The organism is Endobacter medicaginis, from assembly GCF_014192375.1.
Lineage (GTDB): Bacteria > Pseudomonadota > Alphaproteobacteria > Acetobacterales > Acetobacteraceae > Endobacter > Endobacter medicaginis.
Map to the genome: position 1 here is coordinate 294,936 of NZ_JACHXV010000003.1, position 18,343 is coordinate 313,278.

At 69.2% G+C, this 18,343-nt stretch carries 20 protein-coding genes; 17 read left to right on the forward strand and 3 right to left on the reverse strand.

Annotated features, from left to right (window positions below; translation table 11 throughout):
• Window positions 1-135: 135 nt before the first annotated feature.
• From bamA to FHR90_RS05350, 11 genes are all read left to right on the forward strand, one after another.
• Entirely contained in the window at window positions 136-2,556 is a 2,421-nt protein-coding gene (gene bamA, locus FHR90_RS05300) for an outer membrane protein assembly factor BamA (RefSeq protein WP_408871427.1), read from the forward strand.
• A 143-nt stretch (window positions 2,557-2,699) separates the two neighbouring features.
• Window positions 2,700-3,557 (forward strand): OmpH family outer membrane protein, encoded by an 858-nt coding sequence (locus FHR90_RS05305; RefSeq protein ID WP_246330041.1) that lies wholly within the window; start codon window positions 2,700-2,702, stop codon window positions 3,555-3,557.
• Window positions 3,558-3,563: 6 nt separating this feature from the next.
• Window positions 3,564-4,625, forward strand: coding sequence for a UDP-3-O-(3-hydroxymyristoyl)glucosamine N-acyltransferase (gene lpxD, locus FHR90_RS05310; protein WP_183274884.1), 1,062 nt, complete (start codon window positions 3,564-3,566; stop codon window positions 4,623-4,625).
• Between the two features lie 35 nt (window positions 4,626-4,660).
• Window positions 4,661-5,158, forward strand: a complete 498-nt coding sequence (gene fabZ / locus FHR90_RS05315; RefSeq protein WP_176625309.1) for a 3-hydroxyacyl-ACP dehydratase FabZ — start codon at window positions 4,661-4,663, stop codon at window positions 5,156-5,158.
• A gap of 20 nt (window positions 5,159-5,178) precedes the next feature.
• On the forward strand, window positions 5,179-6,042 hold the full coding sequence (lpxA, locus tag FHR90_RS05320) for an acyl-ACP--UDP-N-acetylglucosamine O-acyltransferase (protein ID WP_176625311.1): 864 nt from the start codon (window positions 5,179-5,181) through the stop codon (window positions 6,040-6,042).
• Window positions 6,014-6,880, forward strand: a complete 867-nt coding sequence (locus tag FHR90_RS05325; protein WP_176625313.1) for an LpxI family protein — start codon at window positions 6,014-6,016, stop codon at window positions 6,878-6,880. The genes lpxA and FHR90_RS05325 overlap by 29 nt, the downstream gene beginning before the upstream one ends.
• Window positions 6,881-6,935: 55 nt before the next feature.
• Complete coding sequence (gene gloA / locus FHR90_RS05330; RefSeq protein WP_176625315.1) at window positions 6,936-7,325, forward strand: lactoylglutathione lyase; 390 nt, start codon at window positions 6,936-6,938, stop codon at window positions 7,323-7,325.
• A gap of 3 nt (window positions 7,326-7,328) precedes the next feature.
• Window positions 7,329-8,816: a YcjX family protein gene (locus FHR90_RS05335; RefSeq protein WP_183274885.1), complete on the forward strand. Its 1,488-nt coding sequence runs from the start codon at window positions 7,329-7,331 to the stop codon at window positions 8,814-8,816.
• The gene (locus FHR90_RS17725) at window positions 8,813-9,751 is read left to right on the forward strand and encodes a DUF697 domain-containing protein (RefSeq protein WP_183274886.1); all 939 of its coding nucleotides are present in this window, start codon (window positions 8,813-8,815) and stop codon (window positions 9,749-9,751) included. Before FHR90_RS05335 ends, FHR90_RS17725 begins: the two co-directional genes overlap by 4 nt.
• Before the next feature lie 243 nt (window positions 9,752-9,994).
• The gene (locus tag FHR90_RS05345; RefSeq protein WP_176624120.1) at window positions 9,995-10,483 is read left to right on the forward strand and encodes a helix-turn-helix domain-containing protein; all 489 of its coding nucleotides are present in this window, start codon (window positions 9,995-9,997) and stop codon (window positions 10,481-10,483) included.
• A 63-nt stretch (window positions 10,484-10,546) separates the two neighbouring features.
• Window positions 10,547-11,356 (forward strand): EcsC family protein, encoded by an 810-nt coding sequence (locus FHR90_RS05350; protein WP_176624118.1) that lies wholly within the window; start codon window positions 10,547-10,549, stop codon window positions 11,354-11,356.
• Here the strand turns inward: FHR90_RS05350 and FHR90_RS05355 are convergent.
• Complete coding sequence (locus FHR90_RS05355; protein ID WP_176624117.1) at window positions 11,324-12,658, reverse strand: alginate O-acetyltransferase AlgX-related protein; 1,335 nt, start codon at window positions 12,656-12,658, stop codon at window positions 11,324-11,326. The two genes, FHR90_RS05350 and FHR90_RS05355, sit on opposite strands and share 33 nt — an antisense overlap.
• 242 nt (window positions 12,659-12,900) lie before the next feature.
• Here FHR90_RS05355 and FHR90_RS05360 point away from each other — a divergent pair, with 242 nt between their 5' ends.
• Together FHR90_RS05360 and FHR90_RS05365 are read left to right on the forward strand one after the other, a co-directional pair.
• The gene (locus FHR90_RS05360; protein WP_176624115.1) at window positions 12,901-13,899 is read left to right on the forward strand and encodes an amino acid--[acyl-carrier-protein] ligase; all 999 of its coding nucleotides are present in this window, start codon (window positions 12,901-12,903) and stop codon (window positions 13,897-13,899) included.
• A complete protein-coding gene (locus FHR90_RS05365; protein WP_176624113.1) occupies window positions 13,892-14,164 on the forward strand; it encodes an acyl carrier protein in 273 nt (90 codons plus the stop codon). Before FHR90_RS05360 ends, FHR90_RS05365 begins: the two co-directional genes overlap by 8 nt.
• Before the next feature lie 21 nt (window positions 14,165-14,185).
• Here FHR90_RS05365 and FHR90_RS05370 read toward each other — a convergent pair whose 3' ends face one another.
• Window positions 14,186-14,368: a hypothetical protein gene (locus FHR90_RS05370; RefSeq protein WP_176624111.1), complete on the reverse strand. Its 183-nt coding sequence runs from the start codon at window positions 14,366-14,368 to the stop codon at window positions 14,186-14,188.
• A gap of 101 nt (window positions 14,369-14,469) precedes the next feature.
• Window positions 14,470-15,429, reverse strand: coding sequence for a 2-hydroxyacid dehydrogenase (locus FHR90_RS05375; protein ID WP_183274887.1), 960 nt, complete (start codon window positions 15,427-15,429; stop codon window positions 14,470-14,472).
• 81 nt (window positions 15,430-15,510) lie between these two features.
• On the opposite strand from FHR90_RS05375, the gene aat reads away from it, so the two are divergent.
• From aat to FHR90_RS05395, 4 genes are read left to right on the forward strand one after another with little or no spacing between them, the layout of a single operon-like run.
• Window positions 15,511-16,182 carry a leucyl/phenylalanyl-tRNA--protein transferase gene (gene aat / locus FHR90_RS05380; RefSeq protein ID WP_176626442.1) on the forward strand — a complete coding sequence of 224 codons (672 nt, stop codon included), beginning with the start codon at window positions 15,511-15,513 and terminating at the stop codon, window positions 16,180-16,182.
• A gap of 44 nt (window positions 16,183-16,226) precedes the next feature.
• On the forward strand, window positions 16,227-16,919 hold the full coding sequence (locus FHR90_RS05385; protein WP_183274888.1) for a hypothetical protein: 693 nt from the start codon (window positions 16,227-16,229) through the stop codon (window positions 16,917-16,919).
• Window positions 16,920-16,931: 12 nt separating this feature from the next.
• Window positions 16,932-17,507 carry a hypothetical protein gene (locus FHR90_RS05390; protein WP_183274889.1) on the forward strand — a complete coding sequence of 192 codons (576 nt, stop codon included), beginning with the start codon at window positions 16,932-16,934 and terminating at the stop codon, window positions 17,505-17,507.
• Window positions 17,504-18,334, forward strand: a complete 831-nt coding sequence (locus tag FHR90_RS05395) for a protein-methionine-sulfoxide reductase heme-binding subunit MsrQ (protein ID WP_176626307.1) — start codon at window positions 17,504-17,506, stop codon at window positions 18,332-18,334. The genes FHR90_RS05390 and FHR90_RS05395 overlap by 4 nt, the downstream gene beginning before the upstream one ends.
• Window positions 18,335-18,343: the final 9 nt, after the last annotated feature.

Below are 18,343 nucleotides of genomic sequence, written 5' to 3' on the forward strand. Positions count from 1 at the left end.
CGCGAGGGTCGCCTTGCCTTGGTCGGGGATTATCGGCTAGTGCCCGCACGAGGGCGGTTTCGGGCAAGTGTGGTCCGGTTCCGCCAAGCCGCTCACGAACCGCAGGGTCGGGGCCGGCGGCGTGTCTACGGGGGGATCGGCTGCTTGTTCGGTAAACGCTTCGCATTGCTGGCCTCGGTCTGCCTCGTGCCGCTGGCGCAGGGCTTCACGCCGGAGGCTCGTTCCGCCACCCGCCATGCCCATGCCGCCGCCCATGCGGCGAACGCGGCGGCGATCTCGTCGGAGGGCCGGATCTCGGCGATCGAGGTGCGCGGCAACGAGCGCATCGAGAACTCCACCATCCTGTCCTATCTGCTGGTGCAGCCGGGCGATCCGTTCGACCGCGCGCAACTCGATCGCAGCCTCAAGACGCTCTATGCGACCGGCCTGTTCCATGACGTGAAGCTCGGCCGCGAGGGCGACACGCTGATCGTGCAGGTGACCGAGAACCCGATCGTCAACCGCATCGTGTTCGAGGGCAATTCGGCGATCAAGGACGAGGATCTGGTCAAGGTTCTCACCCTGCGCTCGCGCGCGGTCTACACGCCCGACATGGCGCAGGCCGACCGGCAGAAGATCATCTCGCAATACGCCGAGAAGGGCCGCTACGCGGTGACGGTGACGCCGCAGATCATCCGCCTCGCCCATAACCGCGTCGACGTGGTGTTCAAGATCAACGAAGGCTCGATCACGCTGATCCAGAAGATCGCCTTCGTCGGCAACCATGCCTTCTCCGAGAGCCGCCTGCGCGGCGTGGTCAGCTCGCGGCAGACCGCCTGGTGGCGGTTCTTCTCCAGCTCGGACGAATACAACCCCGATCGCGTCCAGTATGACCGCGAACTGCTGCGCCGGTTCTACCTGCGCAACGGCTATATCGACTTCAACGTGATCGACGCCACCGGCGAGATGTCGCCGGATCGCAAGTCGTTCTACATCACCTATACATTGTCGGAAGGCGAGCGTTACAAGATCGCCAAGGTCGAGGTGCAGTCCTCGCTCAACCATGTCACGCCCGACAGCCTCAAGGGGCGGATCGACGTGCTGGCCCATACCTGGTACGACGGCGACGACATCCAGCGCAACGCCGACAACCTGCAGAACTACCTGCAATCGACCGGCTATCCGTTCGCCGTGGTGCGCCCCGAGATCGCCCGCAACCAGACCAAACACACCGTCGATCTGGTGTTCGACGTCTCCGAAGGCCCGCGCGTCTATGTCGAGCGCCTCGAGATCAGCGGCAACACCCGCACCGAGGATCACGTGATCCGGCGGATGTTCGACTTCGCCGAGGGCGATCCGTTCACGCCGGTGGCGCAGCGCCGCTCGAAGCAGCTGCTCCAGGACATGGGCTATTTCTCGTCGGTCAATGTCGACACCCAGCCCGGTTCCGCACCCGACCGTGTGGTGGTCAACACCACGGTGGCGGAGAAGGCGACCGGCGAACTGTCGCTCGGCGGCGGTTACTCCACCGACGTCGGCGTGCTCGGCAATGCCGGCGTGCGCCAGCGCAACCTGCTCGGCACCGGCATCGACGCCAACCTCCAGGGGCAGGTCGCCTACTACCAGAAGCAGGTGAATTTCTCGGTCACCGACCCGTATTTCCTCGGCCGCAACATGGTCGCGGGCTTCGACCTGTACTACATGGACGACAACAACAACCAGATCGCCAGCTATTACGAGACCAAGTATGGCGGCACGCTGCGCTGGGGCTATTCGTTCAACCGCTACCTGTCGCAGAGCTGGAACTACTCGCTGGTCAACCGCTCGGTGAGCGGCATCGGCACCTACACCTCGCTCTACATCCAGGACCAGACCGGCCACTCGCTGCTGTCGCAGATCGGCACCACGCTGGCCTGGGACCATCGCGACAGCGCGCTGGCCCCCCACAAGGGCTATATCGTGCGCCCGGCGATCGACTTCGCCGGCATCGGCGGCAACGAGAAATACCTGCGCTACAAGCTCGATGCGCAGTATTTCATCCCGCTCGACAAGTTCACCGGCGATCACGCCTGGACGATCAAGCTGTCGGCCGGCGTGGGCTATCTCCAGGACTGGGGTGGCGGACGCCGCGACGTGATCGACAATTTCTATCTCGGCGGCGACAACCTGCGCGGCTTCCTCGACGGCGGCGTCGGCCCGCACTCGCAGGCGATGCAGTCGCCCTACAACAACTACGCCGACGCGCTAGGCGGCCGGTTCATCTACACCCAGTCCACACAGCTGCAGTTCCCGCTGCCGGTGGGGCCGGATGTCGGGCTGTCGGGCCGGTATTTCGTCGATGTCGGTGGTCTGGGCGATCCGCGCTACTCGAAGAACCACACCGCCGATCCGTCCAACCCGGCGACCTACCAGCCGATCCTGGGCGACAACCTCAAGCCGCGCGTCTCCACGGGCGTGGGCATCTCGTGGGACAGCCCGTTCGGCCTGATCAACGTCGACCTCGGTATCCCGATCGTCAAGCAGCGCCAGGATCAGACCCGCGTGTTCCGGTTCGGCTTCGGATCGAGCTTCAACTAGTGTCCTGCCCCGGGAATTCGCTCGCGACGTCCCGGGACAAGCAGGCCACGACCTGAAATGGGCCGCCCCGCCGGTCCTCAAATCGCCAAAATCGGCGGGCAGGACATCGGATCCTCCCGCCTACGTCCAGTGTTGAGGTCATGATGTCCCGTCTCGTCTCCGCTGCCGGCGTGCTCGCCGCAGCCCTGTCGTTGCAGCCGCTGGCGGCCCACGCCCAGGCGCAGTCCGGCAAGGGCTGGTTCGTGCCGCAGGCCGCAGCCCCGCAGGGTGACGCGCCGCATTCGGTGGTGCGCCGCGCTGCCCCCGCGCCGCGTCCCGCCCCGGTGCAGCAGCCCGCCGATGACGACCAGCAGGCGGCGAGCAATGGCGCGCCGCCCGTGCTGCCGCTGCCCCCCGTGCCGAGCGTGCCCGAGCAGCCCAAAGCCTCGGCCCCGCCCTCGGCGGTGATCGGCGTGCTCTCGGTGCCCGACGTGATGGCGAATTCGACCGCCGCGCAGGAAATCGAGAAGACGCTGGGCGCACGCCGCGACGCGCTCCAGGCCGATGCCCAGAAGGAGCAGGCGAGCTGGCGCGAGGTCCAGCAGCAGATCCAGTCCGGCAAGGGGCTCACCCAGGAGCAGGCGCAGGCCAAGCTGCGCGCGCTGCAGGAGCGGGTGGCACGCGCGCAGCGCGACTTCCGCGAGCGCAACCGCATCATCCAGGAAGCGGCCCAGGTCGCCCTCGGCCAGGTCGAGCGCACGCTGGTGCAGGTCATCAAGCAGGTGGCGGCGGCGCACGGCATGAACCTGGTGCTGCATCGTGAGCAGGTCGCGCTCAGCATGCCGGCCCTCGATGTCACGCAGAGCGTGGCCGACGTGCTGAACAAGTCGCTGCCGCGCGTGTTCATCCCGGCCGATGGCGAGGACCCCGAGAAGCTCGCCAAGTCGGGCAAGTTCCCGACCACCGCCGATGCGCCGGCCAATGCGACGCCTGCGCCGCAGGCGGTCTCCGCGCCGAAGTAGGGCGCCATGTCCGGCCAGGGGCTGGGGGCAGCGCGGTTCTTCCGCCGCGCCGGTCCGTTCCGGTTGAGCGAACTCGCGGAGCTGGCCGGGTGCGAGCTGCGCGCGCCTCAGGGGGCGGGCGAGCGTATGTTCAGCGGCGTCGCCCCGTTGCAGGCGGCGGGCGCGCAGGAGCTGAGCTTCCTCGACAACCGCCGCTACCTGCCGGTGCTCGACGCCACCCGGGCCGGCGCGGTGATCTGCGCGCCGGCCTTCGCCGGCCGGGTGCCGCAGGGATGTGCGGCGCTGGTGACGCGCGCGCCCTATGTGGCCTGGGCGAGGATCGCGGCCCATTTCCATCCCGCGCCTGCCGTGCGGCCCGGCGTACACCCCAGCGCGGTGATCGACGAGGGCGCCCAGGTCGATCCGCAGGCGGAGATCGGCGCGTTCGTGCAGGTCGGCGCGGGTGCGGTGATCGGCGCCGGGACGCGGATCGCCTCGCATGCGGCGATCGGGCCGGGGGTGGTGATCGGTGCGTGCTGCCGGATCGGCCAGCATGTCTCGCTCAGCCATGCGCGGCTGGGGGATCGGGTGACGCTGCATCCCGGGGCGCGGATCGGCCAGGAGGGCTTCGGCTTCGCGCTGACGGAAAGCGGATTCCTCACCGTGCCGCAGCTCGGGCAGGTGGTGATCGGCGATGATGTCGAGATCGGCGCCAACAGCACCATCGATCGGGGGTCCGCCACGGACACGGTGATCGGCGCGGGGTCGCGGCTCGACAATCTGGTGCAGATCGGGCACAACGTGCGCCTTGGCAGGTGCTGCATCGTGGTTGCGCAGGCCGGCATTTCCGGCTCGACGGAGCTGGAGGATTTCGTGACGGTCGCCGCCCAGGCGGGTCTGATCGGCCATATCCGGATCGGTGCGAAGGCCCGGATCGGGGCGCAGGCAGGGGTGATGTCGGATGTCGCGTCCGGTGCGGACGTGATCGGCAGCCCGGCGATGCCGTTTCGCGAATTCTTCCGCAATGTCGCGGTGCTCAGGCGGCTCGCCCGGCGCCCGGAGGCGTCAGCCGACGGGCCCGCGGACTAGGCGCGCGCAGTGAAGATCGAATTCGGGTCAGCAGGATGAGGGACGAGGCGGTGACGGTGGCGGAAGTGGCGGCGGATCAGCAGACGGCCACGCGGATCGACCAGATCGACGTCAACGAGATCATGGCCGCGATCCCGCATCGTTTTCCGATGCTGATGATCGACCGCATGGTCGAGATCGAGCTCGGCCAGCAGGCGACGGGGATCAAGAACGTCACCGTCAACGAGCCGTTCTTCCAGGGCCATTTTCCGCAGCGGCCGGTGATGCCCGGCGTGCTGATCATCGAGGCGATGGCGCAGACCGCAGCGACGCTGGTTGTGCTCACGCTCGGCGAGTCGGCACGCGGCAAGCTGGTCTACTTCATGACCATCGAGGACGCGAAGTTCCGCCGACCCGTCGGCCCGGGCGACCAGCTCCGCATCCATGTCGACAAGCAGCGGCAGCGCAACACGGTGTGGAAGTTCCGCGGCGTGGCGCGCGTCGATGGCGTGTCGGTCGCGGAGGCGACGTTCTCCGCGATGATCATGAGCTGACGCGAAGGCGCGTATCGATGATGAGCCAGACGATCAGTCCGGTCGTGACGCAGGCGGTGGTCATCCACCCATCCGCCATCGTCGATCCGCGCGCGCGTCTGGGCGCAGGCGTGCAGGTCGGGCCGTGGTGTCAGGTCGGGCCGGACGTGACACTCGGCGACGGGGTGCGGCTGGTCAGCCATGTGGTGGTCGATGGCCGGACCACGATCGGTGCGGGCACGGTGGTCTGGCCGTTCACCACCATCGGGCTGGCGCCTCAGGACCTCAAATATGCCGGCGAACCGACCGCCTGCGAGATCGGCGCGCGCTGCACGATCCGCGAGAACGTCACCATCCATCGCGGCACGGTGGGCGGCGGCGGGCTGACGCGGATCGGCGACGACTGCCTGCTGATGGCCGTCGCCCATGTCGCGCATGACTGCCTGATCGGGGATCGGGTCATCATCGTCAACAACGTGGTGCTCGGTGGCCATGTGCAGATCGGCGACCATGCCCGGATCATGGGCTCGTCGGCGGTGCATCAGTTCGTGCGCATCGGCCGGGCGGCGATGGTCGGCGGGGTGTGCGGCGTCGAGGCGGACGTGATCCCCTATGGCAGCGTGATCGGCAACCGCGCTCGGCTGGTCGGGCTGCACTGGATCTGGCTGCGTCGCAACGGCGTTTCCGCCCCCGAGATCCGGCGGCTGCGCCAGGCGTTCCGTACGCTGTATCCGCGCGGCTCCGAAGAGGGCGGCGTGTTCACCGAACGGCTGGCCGCGATGCGGGCCGAATATGGTGCCGATCCGCGGGTGGCGGAGATCCTGGCCTTCATCGATGCGCCGTCGAGGCGCGGCCTGGTGCGTCCGGCGCAGGTGCATGCCGAGGACGAGGCCGACGGGGTCTGAGGTGTCGGACGCCGGACCGCTGGGAATCCTCGCCGGCGGCGGGCCGTTGCCGGGACGGGTGGCGGAGGCCGCGATCGCGCAGGGCCGGTCGGTGTTCATCGTCGGTTTCGAGGATTTTGCCGAAGCGGCGGTGATCGGCTGCTACCCGCACCGCTTCATCCGGCTGGCCGCGGCCGGCGCGATCCTGTCCGAACTGCGCGCCCAGGGCTGCCGCGAGATCGTGCTGATCGGGCCGGTGCGGCGCCCCTCCCTGCGCGACCTGCGTCCTGATGCGGAAGGCGCGCGGATTCTCGCCCGGATCGGGCGGGCGTTGTTCTCGGGCGATGACGGGCTGTTGGCCGCCCTGGTCCGGGTGTTTGGCGAGGAGGGCTTCGTGGTGCGTGGCGCCGACGCGTTCCTCCGCGACCGGCTGGGCGGGATCGGCGCGCAGGGGCGGGTGACGCCGGATGCGCTGGCGCTGGACGACATCACATACGGCGCGCGGGTGGTGCGCGCGCTGGGCGAGCTCGATATCGGCCAGGGCTGCGTGGTGCAGTCCGGCATCGTGCTGGCGGTCGAGGCGCTGGAGGGGACCGACCGGATGCTGGAACGCGCCGCCTCGCTGCGCCAGCCCGGCCCGGGCGGGGTGCTGGTGAAACTGTGCAAGCCCGGTCAGGAGCGACGCGCCGACATGCCGACGCTCGGGCCGCGCAGCGTGGTGCATGCGTCCGGGGCGGGACTGCGGGGCATCGCCTACGAGGCGGGCGGGACGCTGTTCACCGATCCGGCGGCGATGGTGGACGAGGCCGACCGGGCGGGGTTGTTTCTGTACGGAATCGGTCCACCGTCCGGAAGCTGATGCCCATGGTCGGGCGTTGCAGGGGCAGAAGAACAACCCAAGAGGAGCAAGCCGCGTGGCGAGCTATCTGCACACCATGGTCCGGGTCGCCAATCTCGAGCGCAGCCTGGCGTTCTACAGCCTGCTCGGCATGAAGGAGCTGCGCCGGCGCGAGGTGCCGGACGGCAAATACACGCTCGTCTTCATCGGCTACGGCAGCAATGCCGAGGGGCAGGCGGAGATCGAGCTGACCTACAACTGGGGCCATGACGACAATTACGAGGTCGGCACCGGGTTCGGGCATTTCGCCGTCGGCATGCCGGATATCGCATCCGCCGTGGAGCGGGTGCGCGCAGGCGGCGGCAAGGTGACCCGCGAGGCCGGACCCGTGAAGTTCGGCACCACGGTGATCGCCTTCGTCGAGGACCCGGACGGCTACAAGATCGAGCTGATCGAGCGCGGCTGAGCGATGGCCGAGGCACCGCGCCCGCGCTGGCGGCTGGGGGACCTGCTTCCCGGCGGTGCGCTGGGCTCGGTGCTGGGCGACAGCCTCGGGCGGCGGCGGGTGCGGATCGGGCTGACGGGCCTCGCACGGGCCGGCAAGACCGCGTTCCTGACGTCGGTGGCGGCGAACCTGTTGGCGCTGTCCCGCGGACGCGGCGAGGCGTTGCCGGCGCTGTCCGCGCGGCTCGGCGGGGTGCCACTGATCCGGCCGAGCGATGCGGGGGCGGAGAGCCTGCCGCGCTTCGACCTCGCCACCCATCTGGCGGCGCTCGCTGCCGATCCGCCGCATTGGCCGCCGCGCACCGACACCACGGCGTTGCTTGCGCTCGACGTCGATCTGCCGGCGCGCGTGTCCGGGCTGCCGCCGCGCCGGTTGCGGCTGGAATTCCTCGACTATCCGGGTGAGTGGCTGCTCGACCTGCCGCTGTTGGGGGTGGAGTTCGGCGTCTGGTCGGCAGGCGTGCTGGCGCGGCTGCGCGATCCGGCGCTGGCCGGGCTGGCGACGCCGTTTCTCGCTTTCTGCGACGCGATGGATGCGAAGGCGGCCGCGGACGAGACCCTCGCCCGGGCCGGGCATGAGCTCTACGTCACCCTGCTGAAGGCGATGCGCGACCGGCTGGGGCTGAGCTTGCTGCAACCTGGGCGGTTCCTGATGCCGCCGCCAGGGGCATTGCCGCCGTGGATGGTGTTCTTCCCGATGGTGGGGCGCGGCGGGCTGGCGCGGCTGCTCGGCGAGCGGTTCGACGCCTATCGCGGCGCGATCGCCGCCGATCTCACCCGGCCGCTGTTCGCGTCGATCGACCGGCTGGTGGTGCTGGCCGATCTGCTCACGCCGCTGCACCTGGGAGCGGCCTCGTTCGCCGATGCGCAGGGCGCGCTGGCGGCGGCGACGCGGGCGCTGCGCTGGCGACAGGGCTGGTCGAGCCTTCTGGGCGCCGAGGGCTGGGCGCGGCTGGCGGCTGGTCTGGGGCCGGCGCTGTCGGAAGCGTTCGCAGGGCGCAATCTTTCCGCCCTGGCGTCGGGCGCGGGGCCGGCGGGCGGGATCGGCCGGGTGGCCTGGGCGGCGACGAAGGCCGACCATGTCGCCCGCGCGCAGCGTGGCAATCTCGCCGCCCTCATCGGCCGGCTGACCGAGTCGGGACATTCGACCGGCGCACGCATCACCGAGGCGCATTTCGCCATCGCCTCGATCCGCTGCACCGAGGATTTCGTCTGGTCGCTCGACGGGCGGCCGGTCTCGGCGGTGCGCGGGCGCCTGCTGGGCGAAGACACCCTGACCCGGTCCTACCCGGGCGAGGTGCCCGACATGCCGCCGGATGCGGCGTTCTTCACCCATCCATTCCTCAGCATCCCACATTTCGAGCCGATCCGGCCGCCCGGCGGCGGCCGCGACGGGGTGCCGCAGATCGGGCTCGACGGACTGCTCGCATTCCTGCTGGAGGACCTGCTGTGAGTGACTCGTCCTCGCGGATCGCGCCCCGGATCGAGACCGAGTCGCGGCGCGCCGACCGTCTCGTGGCGTCGGCAGCGGTCGATGCCGAGCTCGAAGCGCTGCCGACGGAGGTCTTGCGCCCGGGCGGGCGGGTGACGACGCTGGGGCTGGCGATCGGCGGTGTGGCTGTGCTGATCCTCGGGCTCGGTGCGCTGGAGGTGGGTAACTTCGTTGCCGACGAGTTCCGTCGCGCCGTCTGGCTCGGCTGGCTGACGTTGGTGATTGCGGTATCGGGCTTCGGGCTGATCCTGGCGGCGATCGGCCATGAACTGCGCGGGCTGGCCTCGCTGGAGGCGGTCGATAGGCTGCGGGCCGAGCTCAATGGCAAGGATGCGGTCGCGCGCCATCGTGCGGCGCGGCGCTGGGTGTCGATGCTGCCGGCGGCGGTGGGCGAGCGACAGGCGCTGCTGCCGGCGCTGGACGCCGTCAATGATCCCGATGCGCTGCTGGCGCTGCTGGTGCAGGGGCCGGGGCGGCGGCTGCGGGTGGAGGTTGACGCGCTGTCGCGCCGCGCCGCGCTTCAGGTCGCGGCGACCCTGGCGGCAACGCCATCGGCCGGCCTGGCCGGGCTGGTCATCGCCTGGCGCGGTATCAGGCTGTTGCGCCAGATCGCGGCCCTGCACGGCCTGCGGCCGGGCCTGCTGGCGACGATGGGGCTGATCCGGCGCACGGTGTTCGCCGCAGGGGCGGTGGCGGCCGGCGAGGCGGTCGCCAACGCCGCTGCGCATGCCTTGCTGAGCAATCCGCTGCTCGGGCGGCTGGCCGGCGAGATGGCGGGGGCGGGGATCGCGGCGCGGCGGATGATCGTGATGGGACGCGCCGCAGCGGCGGCCTCGACGCCGCTCGCAGTGGCCACTCTCTCGCGCGACGAGCCACCGACCGGCACCGAAAAATGATGTTTTCGTCAGACGAGGTGTTATGATTGCGTTTCCGAATGGATATGTGCAAACTCGGACAAAATTTGAGACGACACATGATCCGTGGTGCGGAACGGTGTGAGCCGGAGCCGCCCAGGCCTGAGAGCGTGAGCGATGCGACGAAAGCGTACTGCCGGGTTGTCACCGGAAGCGACCGAGCCGGGTGAATCGCATGCTTCGGCAATGGCGGGCCGTTCGGAGATTTTGCTCGCTGGTCCGCGCATGGACGCCCGTTGCGGTGGCGATGGTCGCCAGAGCAGTGATCGCGAGGCCGATATCGGCATGCGTATCCGCACGCTGCGCCGCGCGCGCGGCTGGACGCAGGAACGTCTGGCGGAAATCTGCGGTGTGACCCGCAGTGCGATCGCGCAATGGGAATCGGGGCGTGCCGGCCAGCAGGCGCACAATCTCGCAGCGCTCGCCGATGCGCTGTCGGTCAGCATCGACACGCTGCGCTATGGCGGACGGCTGGTCAACGATCCGCAGCTCGGTGACGACGAACGCAGCCTGCTGTCGATGTTCCGGCATTGCTCGGACCAGCAGAAGGACTGCCTGATGACGGTCGCGCGGACGTTGACCGGGGTGCGGCCGGAGATTGCCCTGGCCCAGCTCGGCCTGATCGTCGCTCCGGCGAGTGGTCACCGCACGCAGATTGGCAATGGCCTGCCGCTCGGCAGCCCGATCGAGGTCGACTGCCGACCGATTGTCTGAATCGCGCATCCCGCCACCGCGTCGCGCGTTGAGTGTGCGAATCCTGGCGGGAGAGAATGGCTGATGACGGGCACCGCGACATCGAGCGGCACGCAGCTTGCCGAGCTGCATCTCGGACCTGCGGCACTCGGTGAGCTCGAATCCGCGATGAGCGCTCTCGAGAGCGGCAAGGGTGTGTTGGTGCGGGTGGCCGATCTGATGGGCGGCGCGGTCGGGCAGGCGACCCGGCTGGGTCTGCGTCGGCTCGGACTGCCGGCCGGTCTCCAGGACAAGATCCGTGGCCTGTCGGAAAGCGCGCTGGCACGGGCATTCGATATCGCCATTCTCGGCCTGCGCGGTGGCGGGGCGTCGAACGGGCGGGCGATCCGGGCGGGGGTGATCGCCTCCGGCGCGATCGGCGGTTTTGCCGGATTCTCCGGCATCGCGCCCGATCTGGGCTTCACCACCCTGACCATCATGCGTGAGATCGGTCGTATCGCGATCGAGCAGGGGGAGGATCTCTCGACGGAGGATGCGCGTCGCGCCTGCCTCGAGGTCTTCGCGCTACGCAGTTTCCACCCGCGTTCCGACGAAAGCGAGATCGGCTATTTCTCTGCGAGGCTGCTGATGCGGGGACGGCCGATCGTGCTGCTGATGTCGGAGGTGGCGTCGCGCTACGGCCTGGCGGTGTCGCAGAAGGTCGCAACGCAGATGGTGCCGGTGGCCGGTGCGATCTGCGGCGCCTCGCTCAATGCGGCCTTTCTTGCGCATTATCAGTCGCTGGCGCGGGCGCATTTCACCATCCGGCGACTCGAGCGGCGCTATGGGCCGGAGGTCCGCATGGCGGCAGAGCGGATCAGGCTATCCCTGCACGGTCAGGCTGCGGAAACATAGGGCGAGACAACGCGGGTCCTGGCCTCCGAACTGTGACGGCGAAGCGGCATCGGGGTGCAGGAACTCGATCAGCACGTGACCGTCCCTCGCTGCGGCGGCGAGTGTCTCGCCAGGAAGGTCGATGCTGGCGCTCAGCTCGCCGGTAAGATCGAATGCGGCCAGCGTGCGCTGATGGCAGACCACAGCCAGCCGTTGCCGCTCGTGACGCGTGGCGACGAGAAAAGGGTGGGCCTGGATACGCAGGGACCAGTTGCGTCCTGCCGGCGGCACCGGCAGGCGTAACGTACTGCGCGCGCCCATACTCCAGCGCTGCGTGGGCTCCGGCGCGCTCCAGCCGTCGATGCAGAAATGATGCGCGTTGCCCTCGATGCCGAACTCGACCTTGATGGCATAGCTTGCCGGGCGACTCAGCCCGCCCGCGGCGTAGAGTTCGGCGAGACCATCGGTGCCGCCATCCTGTGGCAGGCGGACGATGTCGAGGCGGTCGGGTGCGGCCGGATAGGCGATCTGTGTTTCCGAGGTCTGGCAGACGACCAGATCGGGTGTCTCGAATTCGACGAGGTCGGTCAGCAGCCGGCTGCTCTGCACCGCCACCAGCCTGGAGAAGTGCTCGGCGATGAAGGGCAGCAGGGAGAAGCTGTGGGAATCGCCGAACCAGACCGCCTTCGGCAGGCCTGTATCGGCCTGCTCATAGACGTCGATCCGGCCCGCCTGCAGACGTGCGCCAGCAATCTTGGCCGCCTGCGGGCGGGTGATTCGCAGATGGTCGACGGGTTCGTCGGTCTCGTCGTCGAGGCGGATGCCGAGATCGCCGACCAAGCGACTTTCCGATCGGGTCAGGGCCGATGGTGACAGCGGCGCACCGTGAAAGGCCTCCGGGCAGTGGTCGATCAGGGCGCGGTAGCAGGCATAGGCGCCTGCATCGGTCATGTGCTGGTCGGTGAGGTGGAAGGTCTGCTCGAAGCGGCTCGTCGCGCGCAGGGCCTCGAGAGGATAGATGAGCCCGGACCCGCCCTCGCCGCAGGATGCCCTGGCCAGCCGCAGGACCGGTCGCCCGGGGTTGGGCCGCCGTTCACCGGGCAGGCGTTCCGGATAGACGGCGTGGCGTTCAGGCACGACCAGCGTGAGGAAACGCGCGCCGAGGGCGGCGCAGAAGGTCTGGCGGGCGTTCAGCAGCGAGATCCAGCGCGCCTGCTGGGAGGCGGGGAAGGGCATGTCGCCGCACACCTGCTCGAAGGCCCAGTCGAAACGGTGAAATAACATTCCGTCCGATCCGACGGCGATCTCGTCCTTGACCTGCATCCTGTCTCAGTCCGCCCTCAGCGTATCCGCGTGCCTGCGGACCGTTATCGGCAATATCCGTGAAAGATATTAACAAAGAATTGATTGTCCGTATCCGGATAGCGATCAGTGTGTCTGGTCGAATCAAGCAAGGATACTCGAACTTGACAATCCGGAGGCTCTTAACGGTTCGTTTATGTTTTGTGGCCAGTATTCGATATGGCCGTGGCGACAGGGCTGCGCGACGAAAGGGAGATGGGATCTTGGCCAAGGCTGCCGACAGCAAGGGCGACGGGCGCGTCGATGATTTCCAGGCGAGCCTGCTCGATCGCGGGGTGTTGGTTGCGCAGACCGTGCCCGGGCTGTGTGGGCGGGGGGATGCGTTCGAGCGCGTGGTGAGCGGGCTGATCGCGCTCACCCGACGGATCGCGGCGGCGGATGGTGCGGAGCGCCTTGCCTTTCCGCCGGTGATGAGCCGGGCTCATCTCGAACGCAACGGCTATTTCTCCGCCTTTCCCAACCTGGCCGGCTGTGTGCATTGCTTCATGGGCGGCCCGGAGGATCACCGGCGGCTGGTCGGCAAGCTGGTCTGCGAGGAGGATGTCGCCGACGAGTTCCGTCCGAGCAAGGTCGTGCTGGTGCCGGCGGCCTGTTATCCGGTCTATCCGACGCTGAGCGCGCGCGGGGCGCTGCCACCGGAAGGGGCGTTGATCGAGGTAGCCTCCTACTGCTTCCGGCACGAACCGTCGACTGATCTCGCCCGGCAGCAATCCTTCAGGATGCAGGAATTCATCCGTGTCGGCAGCCCGGAGGAGACGATGGCGTTCCGCGACCTGTGGATGCGGCGAGCCGAGCGTCTGTGCGCGATGCTGGCGTTGCCGGGTCGGGTGGAAGTGGCGAACGATCCTTTCTTCGGCGAGGCGGGGCGCGACCTCGGCGAGCGTCAGCGTCACGATGCGCTCAAGTTCGAGATGCTGTTGCCGGCCGGCCCCGAGGGCGCGCCGCGGGCCTGCATGAGCTTCAATGCGCACCGCGACCATTTCGGTGCGATCTGGGACATCCGCCGGCACGATGGCGAGGTGGCGCATACCGCCTGCGTCGGCTTCGGACTGGAGCGCCTGACGCTGGCGCTGTTCTGCGCCCACGGGACCGAGCTCGCGGGCTGGCCGGCGGCGATCAGGGACTATCTGGGTCTTGAACTCACCGGACGGGAAGATGCCGACGCCCTGTCCGGCGTGATCGGGGAGCTGGCACATGTCTGACGAACGTCTTGGCCGCGACGCCATGCTCGAGCAGTTGCGCGGGCTGATGGCGAAGGTTTTCGGTGTCGCCGTCGAGCGGATCGGGGCGGACACCACGCCGGACGAGATCCCACGCTGGGATTCGCTCAACCTGCTGACGGTGATGATCGGGATCGAGCGGCGTCTGGGCATCTCGGTGCCGCCGGAGGCGCTGGAAGGTGTGCGCGATGTCGGCGGGGTTGCGGATGCGATCCTGCGCCACGCCCTGAACGGCGCGCCGGCCTGAGCCGACACGCAGGTCAGACGCTCAGCGTCGTGCCAGGCCGGTGCGGCCGGCCCGATGCAGGTCGATCAGCGCATAGGCGGCTGCGATCACAGCCATCGCGAGATAGATCAGCATCATCGTGTTGCACAGGTTGGCGAGCGAAGTCGGCAGCACGATCCGGCACAGCAGCGTGAACAGCGCGAAGCCCGAAAACACCTTCCACATCCGGATCCGTCTCCCTCTCCGATCGGCATACCCGTTGCGGCGATGCGCGGGTATCCTTGTGCGTTCTTTTTGCGGCGAACAGAAGCCGCGTGTGCTTTCGGCTATGTGACCGCAGTGGGTGCAGGGGCGCCGGACAGGACCGCCTCGACATTGTCGATCGCCATCGCCGCCATCGCACCGCGAGTCTCCACCGTCGCACTGCCGATATGCGGCAGTGCGAAGATGCGCGGATGGTTGCTCAAGCGCGGGTCGAGGTCGGGTTCGTTGCGGAACACGTCGAGCCCGGCTCCGGCGAGATGGCCCGAGCCGAGTGCTGCCAGCAGGGCGTCCTCGTCGACGAGCGAGCCGCGCGCGGCATTGATGAAGATCGCGCCAGGCGGCAGGGCGGCGAACACGCCGGCATCGATGATGCCGTCGGTGGCCGCACTGGCTGGCATATGCAGGGTCAGGATCTGGCTGCGGGCGAGGAAATCGGCGCGGTCGGGACAGAAGAGCGCGCCCTGCTCGCCCTGCGGGGGCAGGCGGTTGCGGTTGTGATACAGCACCTGCATGCCGAAACCGGTGGCGCGGCGGGCGACCTCGCGGCCGATGCGGCCCATCCCCCAGATGCCGAGGCTGCGACCGCTCACCCGCGTGCCGAGCAGCGGACACAGGGCGGTGCCGCGGCGGATATAGTCCATCGCCTCGGCCGCGCGCCGGGCGGCGCCGAGGATCAGCAGCCAGGTGAGATCGGCATTGCAGGCATCGAGCACGCCGGGCGTGTTGCTGACCACGATCCCGCGCCTGGCGGCGGCCGCGAGATCGATATGGTCGGTGCCGACGCTGACAGTGGCGATGATGCGCAGCGTGTCGGGAAGCGCGTCGATCGCGGCGGCATCGAGGCGGTTCTGCACGCTGACCAGCAGCGCCTGCGCGCCGCGACGGCGGGCATCGGCGACGGCCTCCGCCGCCGGCATCGGCGCCGTTGGCGGCGCGTTGAGAGCGAATTGTGCCGCGAGCCTGTCGATCATCTTCTCCGGCAGCACCGGGGTCGCTACGGTGATGGCCTGTCGTGCGGTCATGTTGCTCTCCTCGGCCGGGAACCGTAGGTGGTCTTCACGCGGGCGGCGCGCGCCGTCAATCGGCGGAACGGGGAGCGGACGATGGCGGAGCAACGCGGATCGCTCGACCCGGCGCTGCTGCTGACGGGCTACCGGCGGGGGATCTTCCCGATGGCGGCCAGCCGTCATGACAGCGAGGTGTCGTGGTTCGCGCCGCCATTGCGCGGCATCCTGCCGCTCGACGGGTTCCATCTGCCGCGCCGGCTGCGGCGCACCGTGCTGTCGGGGCGCTTCGAGATTGCCGCGGACGTCGATTTCGCCGCCGTGATCGCCGCCTGCGCCGGGGCGCGGCGGGATGCTGATGACACCTGGATCAACCCGGCGATCGAGACCGCGATGGTGTCGCTGCACCGGGCCGGCTGGGCGCACAGCGTCGAATGCCGTGTCGACGGCAGGCTGGCGGGCGGGCTGTACGGGGTGGCGATGGGGCGCGCCTTCTTTGGCGAGAGCATGTTCAGCCATGTGACCGATGCCTCCAAGGTGGCGCTGGCCGCTCTGGTTGCGCATCTGCGGCTGTGCGGCTTCACCCTGCTGGACACGCAGTTCCTCACCGCGCACCTCGCGCGGTTCGGCGCGGTCGAGATCGAACGCGCGGCCTATATGGCCCGGCTGGACCGCGCGGCGGCGGATGTCACGCATCGTTGCTTCGCCTCTCTGGACGCCGCCGCCATCCGGCGCGAGATTGCCGCGATGCGAGTCGCGCGGGATCCCTGAAGATCCCGGCCGGACGGACCGTTACAGGCTGGAGAGGATATCCGATGCACGCTTCCACATCCTGCATGCGCCCGGGCGCGGCAGCCACCCTGGCCGGCATGATCGTGGCGCTGCTTTCCGCCTCGGCGTGCCGCCCCGCCATCGCGGCCGAGCAGCATCCGCCACTGATGCCGACCCAGGATGCCACGGTCACCTATACCGTCCAGCCCCAGGGGCAGCCGGCGCGGCTGGTGACGGTGCGGTTCGGCGGCGGCGGCAGCCTGATGCGGATCGACCCGGCCGCCGGCCCGCAGGCCGGGCAGGGCTATGCGGTGATCGACCGGGTGCGGCGCAGCGTGATCGCGGTGATGAATCCGCAGCACGCCTATCTCGAGCTCGGGGCGCGCGACGACATGCACAACCCGTTCCTGCTGGATGCGACGATGCAGTTCACCCATACCGGCACCTCGGCGGTGGCCGGCCAGCCCTGCACGACCTGGGCGATCAGCTCGGGCGGCCAGTCCAGCAGCACCGCCTGCATCACCACCAGCGGCATCGTGCTCAGCGAGGAGGGCGTCGACAGCCATGGCCAGCACGGACGGCTGGAGGCGACCGCGGTGTCGTTCGCGCCCGTGCCGGCGTCCGACTTCGTGCCGCCCGCCGGCTATACGAGGGTGGCACATACTGCGCCGGATGCGCCGGCCGGTGCCACGCCGTCCGGACTGCCGCCGCTCAACACCGGGGCCACCGCCCACTGAGGCGGCGCGACAATGCGCTCGGCCCGCGGCGTCGGCGCCGCGATCCTCGTCCTGTCCGGTCTGTCAGCGGGCGCACGGGGTGCGCCGATGGTGACACAGCCCTTCGTCACCCCGCAGCATGATGTCGATGTGGTCTATGCGATGCTGCCGGACGAAGCTGGCGGTGGTGCGGACGCGACGCAGCGCCTGCGCTGGTCGGTGGCCCTGCAGGCACAGCGGATCGACGTGCCGGGGGCGCCGACCTATGTGGTCACGCGGCATCGCGAGCATCTGACGGCCGCGATCCGGCTCGACGGGCGCGGGGTGATCGAGCAGGCCGCTCCCGAGGCGGTGCCGGCGCCGGGGCAGGCGGCCAGCGGCGGCTACACGCGCCTCGCCGGCCCGGCGCAGGACATCGCCGGACGGTCGTGCAGCGAATGGCAGGTCAATGACGCCAGCGGGCAGTCGACGGTGCTGTGCCTGACCGATGACGGGGTGATGCTGCGGGTGCGGCAGGGCGGCCGGGTGCTGCTGCTGGCGCGCAGTGTCAGCGAGGCGACGCAGCCCGAGGCGCTGTTCGTTATTCCGAAGACGGCGGCCGCGCCATGAGTGCCACCACCCGCACGGCCCTCGCCAATCGCCGGCTGAAACGTGCGGCGACGGTGCTGTGCCTGCTGCCGGCGGTCTGGATGGCGGTGCGCTGGATCTGGGGCGACCGGCTCGGCGTGCCGATCGGGCCGCGCGCGGTGCATCGTGAAATGCACCTGGCCGGGATGTGGACGCTGCGGCTGCTGCTGGTCACGCTGGCGATCACGCCGCTGCGCGCCATCACGGGCTGGAACCGGATCACCGTCACGCGGCGCATCTTCGGTGTCGCGACGGCCCTGTATGGCGGGCTGCATCTGGTGCTGTACGTGGTGGACCGCAATTTCGATCTGGCCCGGGTCGGCAGCGAACTGATCCACCGTCGCTATCTGACCGTGGGCGCGATCGCGCTGCTGGGGCTGGCGGTGCTCGGCATCACCTCCACCGATGGCTGGCTGCGACGGCTCGGGCGGCGTTGGGTGAGCCTGCACCGGGCGGTGTTCGTGATCGCCGTGCTCGCCTCGCTGCATTTCTTCATGCAAAAGAAGTTCGATGTCAGCGAGCCGGTCTTCTATGCCGGTCTGCTGGCCTGGCTGCTGATCTGGCGGCTGTGGCCGCGCCGCAAGGCGGGCGAGGTGCGCATCCTTGCGCTGACCGGGCTGGCCGGGGTGCTGGCGGCCGGGGCGATCGAATATCTGTGGTATGCGATCGCCACCCATGCCGATGCAGGGCGGATCGTGGCCACCGAGTTCAATCCGGCCCTGGCTCCGCGTCCGGGCGCGCAGGTGGCGCTCGCGGCACTTGCAGTGGTGGTGTTCGGCGCGTTGGTGAGGCTGCGGCGCTCACGCTGAAGTGAGCAA

What these genes read in the sequence shown, in the direction of transcription:
- FHR90_RS05305 (WP_246330041.1), top strand. Translation starts at nt 2,700, where the DNA reads ATGTCCCGTCTCGTCTCCGCTGCCGGCGTGCTCGCCGCAGCCCTGTCG.
- lpxD (WP_183274884.1), top strand. Translation starts at nt 3,564, where the DNA reads ATGTCCGGCCAGGGGCTGGGGGCAGCGCGGTTCTTCCGCCGCGCCGGT.
- fabZ (WP_176625309.1), top strand. Translation starts at nt 4,661, where the DNA reads ATGAGGGACGAGGCGGTGACGGTGGCGGAAGTGGCGGCGGATCAGCAG.
- lpxA (WP_176625311.1), top strand. Translation starts at nt 5,179, where the DNA reads ATGAGCCAGACGATCAGTCCGGTCGTGACGCAGGCGGTGGTCATCCAC.
- FHR90_RS05325 (WP_176625313.1), top strand. Translation starts at nt 6,014, where the DNA reads ATGCCGAGGACGAGGCCGACGGGGTCTGAGGTGTCGGACGCCGGACCG.
- FHR90_RS05335 (WP_183274885.1), top strand. Translation starts at nt 7,329, where the DNA reads ATGGCCGAGGCACCGCGCCCGCGCTGGCGGCTGGGGGACCTGCTTCCC.
- FHR90_RS05345 (WP_176624120.1), top strand. Translation starts at nt 9,995, where the DNA reads ATGGACGCCCGTTGCGGTGGCGATGGTCGCCAGAGCAGTGATCGCGAG.
- FHR90_RS05350 (WP_176624118.1), top strand. Translation starts at nt 10,547, where the DNA reads ATGACGGGCACCGCGACATCGAGCGGCACGCAGCTTGCCGAGCTGCAT.
- FHR90_RS05355 (WP_176624117.1), bottom strand. Translation starts at nt 12,658, where the DNA reads ATGCAGGTCAAGGACGAGATCGCCGTCGGATCGGACGGAATGTTATTT.
- FHR90_RS05365 (WP_176624113.1), top strand. Translation starts at nt 13,892, where the DNA reads ATGTCTGACGAACGTCTTGGCCGCGACGCCATGCTCGAGCAGTTGCGC.
- FHR90_RS05370 (WP_176624111.1), bottom strand. Translation starts at nt 14,368, where the DNA reads ATGTGGAAGGTGTTTTCGGGCTTCGCGCTGTTCACGCTGCTGTGCCGG.
- FHR90_RS05375 (WP_183274887.1), bottom strand. Translation starts at nt 15,429, where the DNA reads ATGACCGCACGACAGGCCATCACCGTAGCGACCCCGGTGCTGCCGGAG.
- aat (WP_176626442.1), top strand. Translation starts at nt 15,511, where the DNA reads ATGGCGGAGCAACGCGGATCGCTCGACCCGGCGCTGCTGCTGACGGGC.
- FHR90_RS05385 (WP_183274888.1), top strand. Translation starts at nt 16,227, where the DNA reads ATGCACGCTTCCACATCCTGCATGCGCCCGGGCGCGGCAGCCACCCTG.
- FHR90_RS05390 (WP_183274889.1), top strand. Translation starts at nt 16,932, where the DNA reads ATGCGCTCGGCCCGCGGCGTCGGCGCCGCGATCCTCGTCCTGTCCGGT.
- FHR90_RS05395 (WP_176626307.1), top strand. Translation starts at nt 17,504, where the DNA reads ATGAGTGCCACCACCCGCACGGCCCTCGCCAATCGCCGGCTGAAACGT.